This window comes from Sporosarcina sp. FSL K6-3457 (assembly GCF_038007285.1).
In the GTDB taxonomy this organism is placed as follows: domain Bacteria; phylum Bacillota; class Bacilli; order Bacillales_A; family Planococcaceae; genus Sporosarcina.
Genome location: NZ_JBBOWX010000001.1, coordinates 863138 through 877641, shown reverse-complemented (window position 1 = coordinate 877641; position 14504 = coordinate 863138). Strand labels below are relative to the sequence as shown.

15 protein-coding genes are annotated in these 14504 nt (G+C 41.7%); 9 read left to right on the top strand and 6 right to left on the bottom strand.

The features are described from left to right. Window positions 1-110: 110 nt before the first annotated feature. Both N1I80_RS04245 and rsgA read left to right on the top strand, forming a co-directional pair. Entirely contained in the window at window positions 111-1451 is a 1341-nt protein-coding gene (locus N1I80_RS04245; protein ID WP_340736698.1) for a hemolysin family protein, read from the top strand. A 385-nt stretch (window positions 1452-1836) separates the two neighbouring features. Further along, the gene (gene rsgA / locus N1I80_RS04240) at window positions 1837-2916 is read left to right on the top strand and encodes a ribosome small subunit-dependent GTPase A (RefSeq protein WP_445683687.1); all 1080 of its coding nucleotides are present in this window, start codon (window positions 1837-1839) and stop codon (window positions 2914-2916) included. Window positions 2917-3127: 211 nt separating this feature from the next. On the opposite strand, the gene N1I80_RS04235 is transcribed toward rsgA, so the two are convergent. Next, entirely contained in the window at window positions 3128-4672 is a 1545-nt protein-coding gene (locus tag N1I80_RS04235) for a GNAT family N-acetyltransferase (RefSeq protein WP_340736696.1), read from the bottom strand. 436 nt (window positions 4673-5108) lie between these two features. On the opposite strand from N1I80_RS04235, the gene N1I80_RS04230 reads away from it, so the two are divergent. The 3 genes from N1I80_RS04230 (at window position 5109) to N1I80_RS04220 (ending at window position 6924) form a co-directional block, all read left to right on the top strand. Beyond that, window positions 5109-5534 carry a disulfide oxidoreductase gene (locus N1I80_RS04230; RefSeq protein WP_340736695.1) on the top strand — a complete coding sequence of 142 codons (426 nt, stop codon included), beginning with the start codon at window positions 5109-5111 and terminating at the stop codon, window positions 5532-5534. 1 nt (window position 5535) lies between these two features. After that, complete coding sequence (locus tag N1I80_RS04225) at window positions 5536-5997, top strand: thioredoxin family protein (protein ID WP_340736694.1); 462 nt, start codon at window positions 5536-5538, stop codon at window positions 5995-5997. 81 nt (window positions 5998-6078) lie between these two features. Further along, window positions 6079-6924, top strand: a complete 846-nt coding sequence (locus N1I80_RS04220; protein WP_340736693.1) for an RluA family pseudouridine synthase — start codon at window positions 6079-6081, stop codon at window positions 6922-6924. Window positions 6925-7124: 200 nt separating this feature from the next. Here the strand turns inward: N1I80_RS04220 and N1I80_RS04215 are convergent, their stop codons facing one another. Next, window positions 7125-8060 carry a methyl-accepting chemotaxis protein gene (locus N1I80_RS04215; RefSeq protein ID WP_340736692.1) on the bottom strand — a complete coding sequence of 312 codons (936 nt, stop codon included), beginning with the start codon at window positions 8058-8060 and terminating at the stop codon, window positions 7125-7127. A 303-nt stretch (window positions 8061-8363) separates the two neighbouring features. Between N1I80_RS04215 and N1I80_RS04210 the strand changes: the two genes are divergently transcribed. Continuing rightward, the gene (locus tag N1I80_RS04210; protein WP_340736691.1) at window positions 8364-9665 is read left to right on the top strand and encodes an NCS2 family permease; all 1302 of its coding nucleotides are present in this window, start codon (window positions 8364-8366) and stop codon (window positions 9663-9665) included. Between the two features lie 111 nt (window positions 9666-9776). Beyond that, entirely contained in the window at window positions 9777-9899 is a 123-nt protein-coding gene (locus tag N1I80_RS04205; RefSeq protein ID WP_340736690.1) for a hypothetical protein, read from the top strand. 43 nt (window positions 9900-9942) lie between these two features. Here the strand turns inward: N1I80_RS04205 and trmL are convergent, their stop codons facing one another. Together trmL and queG are read right to left on the bottom strand one after the other, a co-directional pair. Continuing rightward, window positions 9943-10416 carry a tRNA (uridine(34)/cytosine(34)/5-carboxymethylaminomethyluridine(34)-2'-O)-methyltransferase TrmL gene (trmL, locus tag N1I80_RS04200; RefSeq protein ID WP_340736689.1) on the bottom strand — a complete coding sequence of 158 codons (474 nt, stop codon included), beginning with the start codon at window positions 10414-10416 and terminating at the stop codon, window positions 9943-9945. A 14-nt stretch (window positions 10417-10430) separates the two neighbouring features. Then, a complete protein-coding gene (gene queG / locus N1I80_RS04195) occupies window positions 10431-11570 on the bottom strand; it encodes a tRNA epoxyqueuosine(34) reductase QueG (protein ID WP_340736688.1) in 1140 nt (379 codons plus the stop codon). Window positions 11571-11626: 56 nt separating this feature from the next. Between queG and N1I80_RS04190 the strand changes: the two genes are divergently transcribed. Further along, on the top strand, window positions 11627-12319 hold the full coding sequence (locus N1I80_RS04190) for a B3/B4 domain-containing protein (protein WP_445683634.1): 693 nt from the start codon (window positions 11627-11629) through the stop codon (window positions 12317-12319). Window positions 12320-12348: 29 nt separating this feature from the next. Beyond that, window positions 12349-12864, top strand: coding sequence for a hypothetical protein (locus N1I80_RS04185; protein ID WP_340736686.1), 516 nt, complete (start codon window positions 12349-12351; stop codon window positions 12862-12864). 219 nt (window positions 12865-13083) lie between these two features. Here the strand turns inward: N1I80_RS04185 and N1I80_RS04180 are convergent, their stop codons facing one another. Together N1I80_RS04180 and N1I80_RS04175 are read right to left on the bottom strand one after the other, a co-directional pair. Continuing rightward, complete coding sequence (locus N1I80_RS04180) at window positions 13084-13977, bottom strand: hypothetical protein (RefSeq protein WP_340736685.1); 894 nt, start codon at window positions 13975-13977, stop codon at window positions 13084-13086. Next, window positions 13940-14476, bottom strand: a complete 537-nt coding sequence (locus tag N1I80_RS04175; RefSeq protein WP_340736684.1) for an RNA polymerase sigma factor — start codon at window positions 14474-14476, stop codon at window positions 13940-13942. Before N1I80_RS04175 ends, N1I80_RS04180 begins: the two co-directional genes overlap by 38 nt. Window positions 14477-14504 lie beyond the last annotated feature (28 nt).

Genomic DNA, 14504 nt, shown 5'->3' with positions numbered 1-14504 from the left:
TTGTTTTTTTCTTGTAAATAAATTATCATTGTCTTAACTAACTATTTTACCACTACAGGAGGTGTACACTTTGTTCTACCCCTCATTCGGGTGCGGGACAAAGTAATTATTTGGAAATTCCCATACGATTGGCAGCATTTGCTGTCTTGATCGCCCTCACCGCATTTTTTGTTGCGAGTGAATTTGCAATTGTAAAAGTAAGGACATCACGAATCGATCAGCTTGTTGCGGAAGGAAACCGCAAAGCTGTCAATGCTAGAAAAGTAATCGGTAATTTGGATGAATACTTATCAGCTTGTCAATTAGGGATTACGATTACTGCTCTTGGACTCGGGATGCTCGGTGAACCTACCGTCAATCTCATGTTAGCTCCCATTTGGGAAAGTTTAGGTCTATCCGCTAGTACAACAAGTATCGTATCATACATTATTGCCTTTTCGATTGTCACATTTCTACATGTTGTCGTCGGTGAACTAGCTCCTAAAACAATTGCAATACAAAAAGCAGAGGCCATTACATTGTCCTTTTCAACACCCCTTATTATCTTTTATCGCATGGCATACCCTATTATTAGAGGTATGAATGGAACCGCCCAATTCCTAATTAGACTTTTAGGATTTAAATCCATGTCAGAATCCGAAGTTGCCCATACCGAAGAAGAACTTCGTTTGATTTTAGCGGATAGTTTAAAAAGCGGTGAAATCAACCAATCTGAATATAAATATGTCAATAAAATTTTTGAGTTCGACGACCGAATTGCCAAGGAAATCATGGCACCACGAACAGAAATGATGTCCATCGAAAAAGATATGACATTGCGTGAAGTGTTCGAAGTGATTGGCGTTGAGCAATATACGCGTTATCCTGTAACAGATGGCGATAAAGACCATATTATTGGTCTCGTCAACATGAAAAATCTATTAACGGCGTTCATTAAAAATCCAGAAACCGAGCATCAATCAGTCATTCAATATATGCAGCCTATTATCCATGTAATTGAAACAATACCGATTGGCGACCTTCTACTTAAAATTCAGCGAGAACGAATCCATATGGCCATCCTGATGGATGAATATGGCGGGACTTCGGGTCTTGTGACGATTGAAGATATTCTTGAAGAAATCGTCGGTGATATTCGTGACGAGTTCGATACAGATGAAGTACCTGAACTTCAAAAGCTAGGCGAGGATCATTATATCTTGGATGCCAAAATGCTTATCGAAAATGTCAATGACATTCTCGGCATCGATATTGACGAAGATGATATCGATACCATTGGCGGTTGGTTTATGACCCAACGCTTTGATGCGATTCAAGGTGAAAAAATTATTGAGCAAGGCTATGAGTTCGTCGTAAAAGATGTCGACGGTCATCATATTCTTTACTTGGAAGTATTCAAATATGTACAGGAACAAGCCGATGACACATCAGAATTGTCGCTAGAATCCTAATGAAGAACGGCTCTCGAAACTGTGAGAGTCGTTTTTTATTTGGTATATTGGTTAGTTCGGAGAAAATGTTGCGAACTCCTAAGAAAATGCTGCCTATTCCCTCCACAAAATATATATTATACAAATTTTACATTGACATAGTTCACCAACTTTGTTATCGTTAACACATCTTACAGAAAGCAGGTGAAGTTTTATGGCTATTATCATTGTACATTCGGTCGGACCCATACTTTCACCTGCCATACTTCTCTAAGGGTATGCTTATTCTGTTATGCGTGTGAAAGCCGTGGTGTCCGATCTGGACTCACGGCTTTTTTATTGTCTAGCTCCAGGCGCCTTGCGCTTTCCTAGTCTAAAACGCATATAACAGGAGGAAAATGAATTGATTAATTTACAAGATTACGGTTGGAATACATCCCACGAAGCACGATGGGAAGAAATAAATGATAACGAGAAAATGAAGAAGTGCACGCCAGGGCGTGTCACGCTTGAACATAAACATATGTATCGGGTAGTAACTGCTAATGGGGAATGGTTATCTGTCTGTTCTGGCGCTATGCAGCATGACGCTCTAGAACGGCGTGACTTCCCTGCCGTCGGAGATTGGGTTGCAGTTGAAAAGATGCCTGGGGAGGAACGTGGTATCATCCATGCGATTCTGCCAAGAACATCACTTTTTTCAAGAAAAGCAGCAGGCACAACGATTGTCGAACAGATTATCGCCGTTAACGTCGATGTTGTCTTTCTCGTCATGTCGATGAACAAGGATTTCAATGCTAGACGACTTGAACGCTATCTTGTCGCCGCCTATGACTCCGGTGCTAACCCGGTTGTCGTCTTGACGAAAAAAGACGTTTGCGAAGATCCCGCGTCCTATATGGAAGAGGCTCGCAACATTGCATTCGGTGCGGATGTGTTCGCTGTCAGTAATGTGACGGGTGAAGGCGTAGATGAATTGACCGCTTTGTTAACAGATGGGAAAACTGCGGCATTGCTTGGCTCTTCAGGTGTTGGTAAATCGTCTCTGACAAATGCCATTTGCGGCAATGACATGATGGCTGTACAAGATATTCGTGAGGATGATGCCAAAGGGCGGCATACGACAACTCACCGAGAGCTTATTAAAATCCCAAGTGGAGGCGTCCTCATCGATACACCTGGAATGCGGGAATTCCAGCTTTGGGATAATAGTGAAAGCCTAGACTCTGGCTTTAAAGATATCGAAGCATTTGCAGACGCCTGTAAGTTCAATGATTGCCAGCATAATAATGAACCCGGATGTGCTATACAAGAAGCTCTTGCCACTGGTACGTTGCCCGAAGACCGCTATGCGAGCTATTTAAAACTGCAAAAGGAAATAGCCTTCTTGGAGCGTAAAATGGATCGTGCAGCGCAATCTGCAGAGCGCAACAAGTGGAAAAACATTACGAAAAGTATGCGCAAGCATCCTTCGAAGAAGAAGTAAGACATTTTGAACTTATCATATAGAGGGGGACAGTTCTTTTCACTAGAACTGTCCCTCTTTTTTTATTATTACCGCCATCATGTACTTTATCATCGGCACAGGTTACTTTATCACCGTCTTGGACAGTTTTATCACCGCCTTGGACTTTTTCTCTGCCTCAAACTGCAAAAATAGGCAGAAGAGCAACCACTTTCATGGCTGCTCTTCCTCATCAACCCTTCTTATACTCAATATGGTACACGTCGTGACGACGATCCTTCAGCTGTTTGACCGTCCCATCCTGACGCTGACGACGTAAAATTTCAAGATCGACATCACCAATCAATACCATTTCCAAGTTGGCGTTTGTCTCGCCTACGATGCCATCGCGTGCAAACTCAAAATCAGATGGAGCAAATATCGCAGACTGTGCATATTGGATATCCATATTATCCGTCTGCGGCAAGTTGCCAACTGTCCCCGAAATAACCGTGTAAATTTGATTTTCAATGGCACGGGCTTGTGCACAATAACGAACACGTAAATAGCCTTGGCGGTCTTCTGTACAAAATGGCGTGAAAATAATATTCGCGCCCATATCTGTCGCAATACGTGCCAGCTCTGGAAATTCGATATCATAGCAAATTTGAATAGCGATTTTCCCACAGTCTGTGTCGAATACACGAACTGCATCTCCCGCACTAATTCCCCACCATTTGCGTTCATTGGGCGTAATGTGAATCTTATATTGTTTTTCAATCGAACCATCGCGCCGGAACAAATAAGAGATATTGTAAATTTCCTCATTTTCTTCCTCCACAAAATGAGAACCACCAATAATATTAATGTTGTAACGTACCGCTAAATTTGTAAACATTTCAATATATTGCGGTGTATACTCCGTCATCCTGCGTACTGCCTGACTCGGTGATCGTTCACCCAAAAAGGACATAAGCTGTGTTGTAAATATTTCCGGAAACACGACAAAGTCGGAATTGGCATCTGAAGCAACATCAACAAAGTATTCACACTGGTGCGCCATCTCTTCGAAAGATGAAATTTTGCGCATCAAATATTGCACGACACAAATCCGTACCGGATAGCTCGTCTTAAAATGACGTTTGGTAAGCGGCTTATAATCGACATTATTCCATTCCATCAGCGTCGCATATTTCTTCGATGCTTTATCATCCGGCAAATAGTTTGGATTGACCCGCATTAGCGTAAAGTCATTCATCAACTGAAAAGTCAGCACAGGGTCATAAATTTTATGGCGTGACACAGAATCTACATATTCACGTGGCGACATCTCCGCAGCATGTTTATGGTAGTTGGGAATCCGCCCACCAAGGATGATAGACTTCAAATTCAATTCCCTAGCAAGCTCTTTTCGCGCTTCATACAGACGCTGACCGACCTTCATGCGTCGATAGCCCGGGTGGACCATCACTTCAATACCGTACATATTATAACCATCCGGATTGTGATTGGTTATATAGCCTTCATCCGTGACATCATCCCATGTATGACGGTCATCATACTCATCAAAGTTTATAATGAGACTTGAACAGGAACCAATAATTTCACCATCTAGTTCTGCTATAAGTTGCCCCTCTGGAAAGATGGCCAAATGACTCTTCAACTGCCCCTCTTCCCATGGATCCATCCCCGGAAAACAAAGTTCCTGCATCGCCAGCAATCGCTTAATATCTGCAGATTCCATCTGACGAATGACCATACTTACTTCAAACGATGACAAATCGAATTCTTCACTCACTCGAACCACCCCTTTCTTTTCATTATATCGCATAGACCTTATGAATCAATTACACCGAAGCGTAATTGCGTCCAAATTTTGAATTGTGCCCGTAGGATGCGGATATGCAGTCGTTGCGAATCGAACTGCGAAGGGTTCGATTTGCCGTATTTCTGTGCTTTTTGCAGAAATTAAGGCACGTAATCAGGATGTCGCGTACTTAGACTGCCCTCCTTTAAATCCTGTCTAAATTTGTGACATCCGCCGGAGGCTTTAACTTGAATCAGCAGGGAGTTTGAACTCCCTCTGATTGAAATGCTTTTCTGGCATTCATCCCGCCACTTATAGAAGTGGAGGACTTCTGCTGAATCAAGTTGAAGCAGGTTAATAATATTTTACTTGCTTCGCATAACCCCCTATAATCAAATAAGTAGTTAACCATGTAGGAGTTGGTCATATGCAAAAACGGTTAGAAAACGGACTCATTTTTATTTGGACCGTATCGTTCGTCGCAACGCTAGGTTCACTATACTTTTCAGAAGTACGTGGATACGAGCCCTGTACACTTTGTTGGTACCAACGCATTTTGATGTATCCAATTGTCATTATTTCAGGAGTTGCCCTATTCCAGAAAAATGCACGAATTGCCTTAACGACTGCTATTTTCGCTTTAGTTGGAGGTAGTATTTCGCTCTATCATTATGGCATCCAAAAATTAAGCTTTTTGAGTGAAACTGCACCGACTTGTGGAAATGTCTCTTGTACAGGACAATACATCAATTATCTGGGATTCATCACCATCCCATTCTTGGCACTAGTCGCATTTACACTAATCTTTATCACAAGCCTTTTCATGATGAAATGGCAGAAGGAGTCGAAGTAACTTGAAAAAACTATTGATCATTGGCGGTGCTATTATCGCTGTCTTCATTCTCATCGTTGTTTTGTCAAATCAATCGGATAAAATTAAACTAAAGGATAATCCGTACGACACAGACAAACTATCTAAATCGACCATTGCTTTAATTGGCAATGAAAACTACGACAATATCGTTCTACCAGGAGAACTGAATGATAAAATCACTTCAGGCGAACCTGTAACAGCATACTACTTCCACCCAGAATGTCAGTATTGTATGGCAATGACACCTGTCATGATGCCGATTGCTAAAGAGATGGGTGTAGATGTATTGCAATACAATATGATGGAATTCCCTCATCCTGCTGATGTCCAATCTTGGCCTACACTCGTCCACTACAAGGATGGCGAAGAAGTTGGAAGAATGGTCGGTGAACAACCAGCTGAAAACATCCGGGCATTTTTCACTGAATTCGAAGGAAAATAAAATCGCATTCATCTCCCTATCTATAGAGGTGGGAGTTGAATACTGAATGAAGATGAAGCATAGCTGGAAGGAATGATGTAAATGGCTTTATTTCATTATAAAACTGAGCAAGACGATCTAACCGTTGAACAATTACTCAAAGAACAATGGCAAGGCGGTAAAAAAACGGTCCATTTAATGCGAATGGCCAAAAGTGTGCTCGATTCAACTGGTAATCCTGTAGATGACTGGCGCGCCCCCTTACCTAAAGGAACCGAATTAGTCTTTACATTTCCCGACACTGCTTCTACGTATATGTCAGATGACAAAGGTGAACTGACGGTCCTTTTTGAAGATGAACATATTTTGGCAGCCGTAAAGCCAGCCGGCATAGCTACTCATCCCGATGGACCAACAGATAATGGGACCCTCATGAACCGCGTGATGACACATATTCGAAAAAATGATGGTGATTACGCTGAGCATATTCACCGTCTAGATAAAGGCACTTCGGGTGTTGTACTCATTGCCAAGCATCCAATTGCAAAATCACTGTTCGACCGAATGATTGAACAGAACAACCTGACTAGAAAGTACGTTGCCGAGGTCGATGGCTACTTGAAAAGACCAAGAGGCACGATTAAACTGCCGATTGGTCGAGATCGCCATCATCCCGCCAAACGACTCGTTTCCATGTCTGGGCAAGCTGCTGTCACCCATTTCAAGGTCATTGAACGCAAGGAAAACACGACCCTTGTTGAGGCCCAACTTGAAACGGGACGTACGCATCAAATTCGCGTCCACCTATCCCATCTTGGTAATCCTGTTACAGGCGATACGCTATATGATGGCAGTGAAACCGCAGACGGACATTACCGTTTAACTGCAACAACATTGAGCTTCATTCACCCATTTACAGAACAACAGACGACAATTGAAATGAAGTGAATTCAAAAATACCATGGAGATAATTTCTCCATGGTATTTTTTACTATAGCCAATTACGTCTTGGCGCAATTGCGTCTACATTTTGAATTGTGCTTGTCTAAGTGCCTTAAACTTGTGACATCCTCCAGAGGACTAACAGGGAGGAATTGAACTTCATTCTTCCTTAATCAGCGGGGATTTGAACTTCCAGCAGATTCAAGTTAAAACGTCAATTGACGAATTCCATTTTCAAGACGCTCGTCTACTTCTTTAGCATCTTCAATATGCTCGACAATCAAATCATGGGCCTGTGCAAATAGTGTTTTCGCACCCAATAATTCGCTCTTTACTTCTTCAGATAATCGCTTCTGTTCTTCAATCATCCCTTGGATTGCACCGATATCTCCCTGACTATGTTCGATCGTCCCTAAGATACTTTCGATTTTAGCAGCTGTTTCAAAACTGACTGCTACACCTTTTTCAACAAGCTCAGCACTTTTTCGAGTTGCAGCAAGTGCCTGCTCAATTTCATCACGCAAGGAAGAAGTTAATGTTTGGATATTCGCCGTACTATCGGAAGTACTTTCTGCAAGCTTACGTACTTCTTGTGCGACAACTGCAAATCCTTTCCCTGACTCTCCTGCACGTGCCGCCTCGATTGATGCATTTAGCGCTAGCAAGTTTGTCTGTGCCGCAATCCCTTCAATCACCCCAACAATTGACTGTATCTCAACGGATCGAGCACTTAAGTTCGTCATATTTTTTTCAGACGCTTGAATTTGTACACCTAAATCCTTAATGACTTCAGCTGTCGCATTGACTTCTTTCGTCCCTTCAGATGCTTCAGTCACCATACTATGTGACTTCTCTTCAAGTGAACGACCTTTTTCATACAATTCCTGCGATTTACCTGAAGTTCTTTCACTCAAATCCCCAACTTTTGCAAACTTCACTTCGATTTGGCTAACTGCTTCACCTAATACATTATGCTGTGCATTAACCTTTTCATGCTGATTAACAGCCGCATTTAGTTCACTTTTTAATTCTGTTAAGCGACCTCGATCTTGTACTTCTTTATCTGAATACGCCGTTTTTAGGCGTTCGATTTCTAATCGTAGACTATCGTCCTGATTATTCTTTTTTTTACTTGTAAACACGTCTATTCCTCCTAGAATCTTTTCATAAATTATATCATACTAACTTCTCAATTAAAGATTCCATTTATGAATAAGTTCTTTTGTTGTGATAAATACTTTTAACACTCCAACCTTCCCTTTCCTTTCATCCTCAGGACTTTTATCATAGCACGCGATAAAATAGTCTTCCCTCATATTCAATTGTACATTTGTAAGCTGATTTTGACGAATTCGCTGATTTGACTGACAGTTGAATTTAGAACAAAAAACGAATATTATTGTAAATGTAGTTCATTTCGTTCGTATTTTGAAAGGAGAGTTATGATGTTTCATTTAAAAGAACAAAATACAACTGTAAAAACTGAAATATTAGCAGGGGTAACGACTTTTTTAACAATGGCCTATATCGTCATTGTCAATCCAATTATTCTTGCTGATGCAGGCGTACCATTCGAACAAGTTTTCCTTGCGACCATTGTCGCGGCTGTTATTGGTACGCTGTGGATGGCACTGTTCGCCAACTATCCAATTGCCATCGCACCAGGGATGGGGTTAAATGCTTATTTCACATCCATTGTCATCGCATCAGATGGTCAACTCGATTACATGACAGCCTTTTCCGCGGTATTCGTCGCTGGTCTATTGTTTGTTCTATTGTCTTTGACATCGTTCCGTGAGAAATTAATCCAATCCATTCCTGAAAGCTTGAAATTAGGCATTACGGCTGGAATAGGACTATTCATTGCCTTTATCGGCTTACGACTCTCAGGACTCGTCGCTCCTCATCCAGGCAATCTTGTGCAACTCGGAGATCTTACTTCTCCCCCAGTTCTATTAGCGCTATTTGGATTGCTCGTGACAATCATTCTGATGACTTTAAATGTCTATGGTTCGATTTTTATCGGCATGATCCTGACGGGAATTGTAGCCGTTTTTACAAAGCAACTTACATTTGAAGGACCTCTATGGCAAATGCCTCACTTACCCGAAGGCATTCTTGTTTGGAACCCCATTCAAGCAGTTGGGGATGTCATCTCGCATGGTCTATATGGTGTCGTCTTTGCATTCCTAATTGTGACATTATTCGATACGACTGGCACAATGATTGGTGTCGCAAAGCAGGCAGGTTTAATGAAAGGGAAGACTTTACCTCGTGCCCGACATGCTTTACTTGCCGATTCTGTCGCGACTGCAACAGGTGCAATGTTTGGGACAAGTCCTACATCAGCTTATATTGAATCGTCTTCCGGTGTTGCAGTAGGTGGACGGACAGGTCTAACAACACTGACAGTTGCGATTTTATTCATAGCTGCTGCATTTTTCGGCCCGTTTGTCAGTGCGCTTTCAGGTGTGTCAGCGATTACCGCTCCTGCTTTGATTATCGTCGGAAGCCTGATGATTGGCGCAGTCAAAAACATCGACTGGGATTCATTTGACGAAGCATTTCCAGCATTTCTCGTTATTCTAACGATGCCGCTTACATCAAGCATTGCAACAGGAATCGCCCTCGGCTTCATTACTTATCCTTTATTAAAGGTTGTGAAGGGGAAAGGGAAACAAGTACCTGTGCTTTTGTATATTTTCGCCGTATTGTTCACCTATCAGCTTCTTTTTTTACCACATTAAATTAAAGGCGTTACTGTTTTTGTCACAACTTTTCCTTTCTGTCATTTCAATTCGATGGACAATCAGGTATACTGGATTAAGAACTATTGATTTTACAGGAGGTATAGTCTGATGAATCTTATTCTTATTATTGGCGTTAGCGTAGCATTCCTATCTGCAATCCTTACAGGCGGCTATGAAGACAAAGGCAATAATCATAAAAGCAAAAAAAGCCGCGGCCATCAGCCAACCTAATACGATGTAAAAACGGGACTAGCCTTATGGCTGTCCCGTTTTTTTATGCTAATCCTGGGTAATTCTGCTGTCTAAGTGCTTCATAAATAAGAATCGCCGCCGTATTTGATAAATTCAACGAGCGAATATGATCATTCATCGGAATGCGCAGACACCGCTCTTTGTTCTCTTCTATAATATCCTCCGGTAACCCAGTCGTCTCTTTACCAAAGACAAAGAACAAATCCTGTGCCGAATCTGAGTAATCGAATGACGTATGTGGCTTGTCGCCATGCTTCGTCAAAAAGTAAAATATCGCATCTGGATAAGCCGCAAACATCTCACGAATTCCATCATGATACGTAATATCAACATGCTCCCAATAATCAAGTCCAGCCCGTTTCAACATTTTATCGTCTGTCGAGAATCCAAGTGGCTTAATAAGGTGAAGCTTCGTCTTAGTCCCTGCGCATGTGCGCGCAATATTCCCTGTATTCGCTGGGATAAGCGGTTCAAATAATGCAACATGTATAGCCATTTTAGCACTTCCTTCTAAACTTGTTGTTTCCAATTATCCATTGCTTTTTTTAATTCAGCAAGTACTTCTGGATCTTGCTCTATTTCTACTGCTGCTTGGATTGCCTGATAGCCTTCCTCCGTGCCAATTCGACTCAGTGCCCACACAATCGCTCCCCTAATAACGGGACGTGGATCTTGCTCCAACATTTCAACTAATTCGGGCACTGCAGCCTCCTCTTTAAAATGAGCAAGTGCAATGATTGCATTACGTTGAATCGGATTTTTACCACGCCATGAGCCCGACATATGACCGAATTTTTCTTTAAACTCTCGATTCGATAATCTGAGTATTGGCTGCAATTGTGGCTTTGTTAATGCTGGATCTGGTTGGAATGCATGCTGATGCAAATTATGTTTTCCTTTATTTTTCGGACATACCGTCTGGCATGTATCACAACCATATATCCGATTACCAAACTCTGTACGAAACTCTTCAGGGATTGGCTTTTTTGATTGTGTTAAGAAGGCGATACAGCGCTGCGCATTCAGTTGCCCACCTTGAATCAATGCCCCAGTCGGACAGACATCCAAGCATAGTGTACAGTCACCACAGTCATCCTCCATGGGGACATCCGGTGCAAATGGTATATTCGTTATCATTTCGCCCAAATAGACATACGACCCAAATTCCGGCGTAATAATGGAACAATTTTTCGCTGACCAACCGATACCTGCTCGTTCTGCAACAGCACGATCCACAAGCTCCCCTGTATCGACCATCGAACGCACCTTAGCAGTAGGCACATTTAGTAAAATAAACTCCTCTAGCAGCCTCAGCTTGTCACGTAAGACTGTATGGTAATCCATCCCCCAAGATGCGCGGCAAAACATGCCACGTCGCTCTCCCTTCTTCCCCTTAGGTGCATTCACCATCTTGGACGGATAAGCGACGGCAATCGCAATAATACTTTCCGCTTGATCAAGAAGAAGCGCTGGCTCCGTTCTCTTATCTAAGTCTTTCTCTTCAAATCCGGACTGATAGCCAAGTTCTTGTTGCCGCTTCAGTCGATTTTTCAGTTCTCTGAATGGAGCTGCTGTTGTAAAACCGATTTTATCTATGCCAATTGAAACCGCATAGTCCCTCACCGCCTCTTGCAATTGAACAGCATTCACGCCTTATCGCCTCCTTTATGCTAATATAGTACTAAATTATATAAAGGGTGATGTCATTGAATATTGAAATGGCTGCGAAGATTTTACAAGCCGTGCCCGGATTAAAATTGGGCATTAACCATTATACCAAAATTACTGTATCAGAATCGCCTCAAATGATAAAAGGTCGATTACAACTGTTCCAAGAGCAACTTTTCTTTGAACTAGAAGGCAAATCCGTATCTGACTTTCCTGGTATTCAAGAATGGCGTACAGTGTGGAAAATGCTTGGTGCAGATCCTAATCGCTATCGTCATTCCACCGAAGCGCTTATGCGACGCGTTAAAAAGCAAAACTACATCAATCCGTTTCACTCAGCTGTTGATTTGAATAACTTCTTCTCCCTGCAACACCAAATCCCAGTCGGCATTTACGACTTTGACAAGATTGTCGGCAATGTCCGGATTTCTGTTGGTTCAGAAGAAACTGGCTATGACGGATTAAATGGTCGTTTCAATTCATTACACAATATTTTACTCTTAAAAGACGATTATAGCCCATTTGGCAGCCCATTCGTCGATTCTGTACGAACAGCTGTCACAACAGAAACTACCGAAGCACTTCACGTCTTCTTTATCCGTCCATCAATGAACGCAGCAGAAGCACTTGAACTAACAACCGCGTGCGGCAATATGTTCACTAGTATTAGTGGTGGTGACGTACACTCATATGTTTTACATGAAGGACAAACTTCCATTATAGTTAACTAATATTATCAATGATTCGGGGGAATGATGGGATGGCTAACATTACACTCGCTGAAGCGGTGAAACTAAAGAGTATTTTGACAAAGCGAATCCATGAGCTTGAAGATGAAATGAGACGTGCTGCCTTTACAACTGTGGAAAAAGGCAACGAACCTGTCGAAGGACCACGTACCCTTCAAGTCGTAGAAAATGAACTGGACGAAGTGCGCACCGACAGTCGTGTGCTTGATCGTCTGATGTATCGTGCCAATATCGACCATAATATCGACTTCCAAGGACAACCATTGGCCATTGTAGAAGCCATCGAACTCGCCACGCAGCTACGTGCTAAAGCTCGCTTTTACAAAGAGCTTTCTATGTCTGAAAAAGAAGACATCCAATTTGGCTACTCCGAAGGCACAATCGTCTACCGAGTCGCCTTATTCGATCCAGAAGACTACCGGGTGAAATCATTGCAAGCAGAAAAAGATGCGCATAAGTTATCCAATGCTATTAATGTAAAAAACTATTCTATCACTTTGGCATTTGATGATAGTAAATACTTCTAATCCCTTGGAAAGGTGAGACTCCTTTCCAAGGCATAGAGTGGGGACCAATCCAATTTAAATGATAGGCAAACCAATGACCTGTCACCATTTACCTTGTGACCAATCCCCAATGACCAACTAATACCCATTGCAAAATATAAACTCAGAGAGCAACACCCGGTCTCCCTCTATGAAAATCGCTCCTTCCGTTTCGACGGCAAGGAGCGATTTTGTTTATGGTCAATTTTTAAATGGCTTTGTTTTCTCGCCATTAATCAGTAACGTCCAAGTACCCTGTTCTGGGAATATTATATTTCCATTATAGTGATACATATCCTCCCCCGCTGCGATAGATGAACCAACCTGATCAAAAATATGTTCAGACACAATACGTCCTTTAGTATTGAGTAACTTCACTTCTATTCCCTTGTCACTTTCAACGGAGCTTTCAATAGTAATTTCTGTTTCCTTGCCAACCGTAAGCTCCATTGGATGACTAATCAACGAATACTCTTCTGTTTTTGGAAACGGGGGGAGAACCTCAATCGTAAATACTTCAAACAATTGATCATCCAAATAGAAAGAAAGTTGCCACTCACCCTCTGCCGGAAATGGAGTGAAACTCGTCAATATCTGTTGGACATCTTCATCGAATAGAAAGCCATTGAAAACTCCTTCAGAAATTACAATCTTTTCATTATAAGTATTCCTAGCTTCTACTCTGAAATTTTTATCTATGAGTTCCGGTGGATCTCCCCAGAAATAAAGCATCATTTTCGATCCTCTTCTCACATCCTCAGCCACAAACTGCCCGTTAAACAGCATTGCGACCTTACCTTCAATTCCAGTCACTTCATAAATACTATTTGTTAGATTGAAGGTTACAGCTTGCTGCGATGTCAATTCAACTTGAGGTAGAAACAACTGCTTTAGTCCATTAAACGAACTATCATTCGATAGGATAAGGATAAATACTGTTGCGCATATTAAAGTAAATGCAATGAAAGGCTTAACAAACTGTACTTTCTTTCTAGGCTTCATTCCCTTTTGTAAAGCTAGACTAATTCTTTCTTTCTGTTCTTCATTCAAAGTATATTTAGGAAGATTCCTCAGATTTTTTTGTAAAGTCTTCATAGCTCATTCCCTCCTCTACAAGTATCTCCTTCAGCCTTTTTAACGCCCGATGGAACGTGACATTCACATGATTCACATTACTTTTTAACACTTCACTCACCTCTTTAGGTCTCAACTCCAAAATTCCTCTCAAGATAACGACTTCTTTATGGCTAGAAGAAAGTTGATGAATCGCTTTATATAAATGAATGATTTCCTCATTAATGATTGTTCGTTCTTCCAATTCATTCGACAGCTTTTGCTCTCGAAAAACGGAGTGCTTAATCTTCTCCCACACTTTCCTTCTGCGATAATCATCGATAACCTTATTTCTTGCAATAGAAATCAACCACGTTTTAGGATGAGATTGCCCTTGGAAACCAGACATCTTTTTCATAGCATTCATAAAAGTTTCTTGCACAAGGTCCTCAACGTCCATCGAGCCTGTATAGTAAATAAGAAAACTAGTGATATCCCCTTCGTACAATTGAAACCACTCTTCGATTCTATGATTCGTCACACAATCTCCCCTCCTTTACTCATTAGAC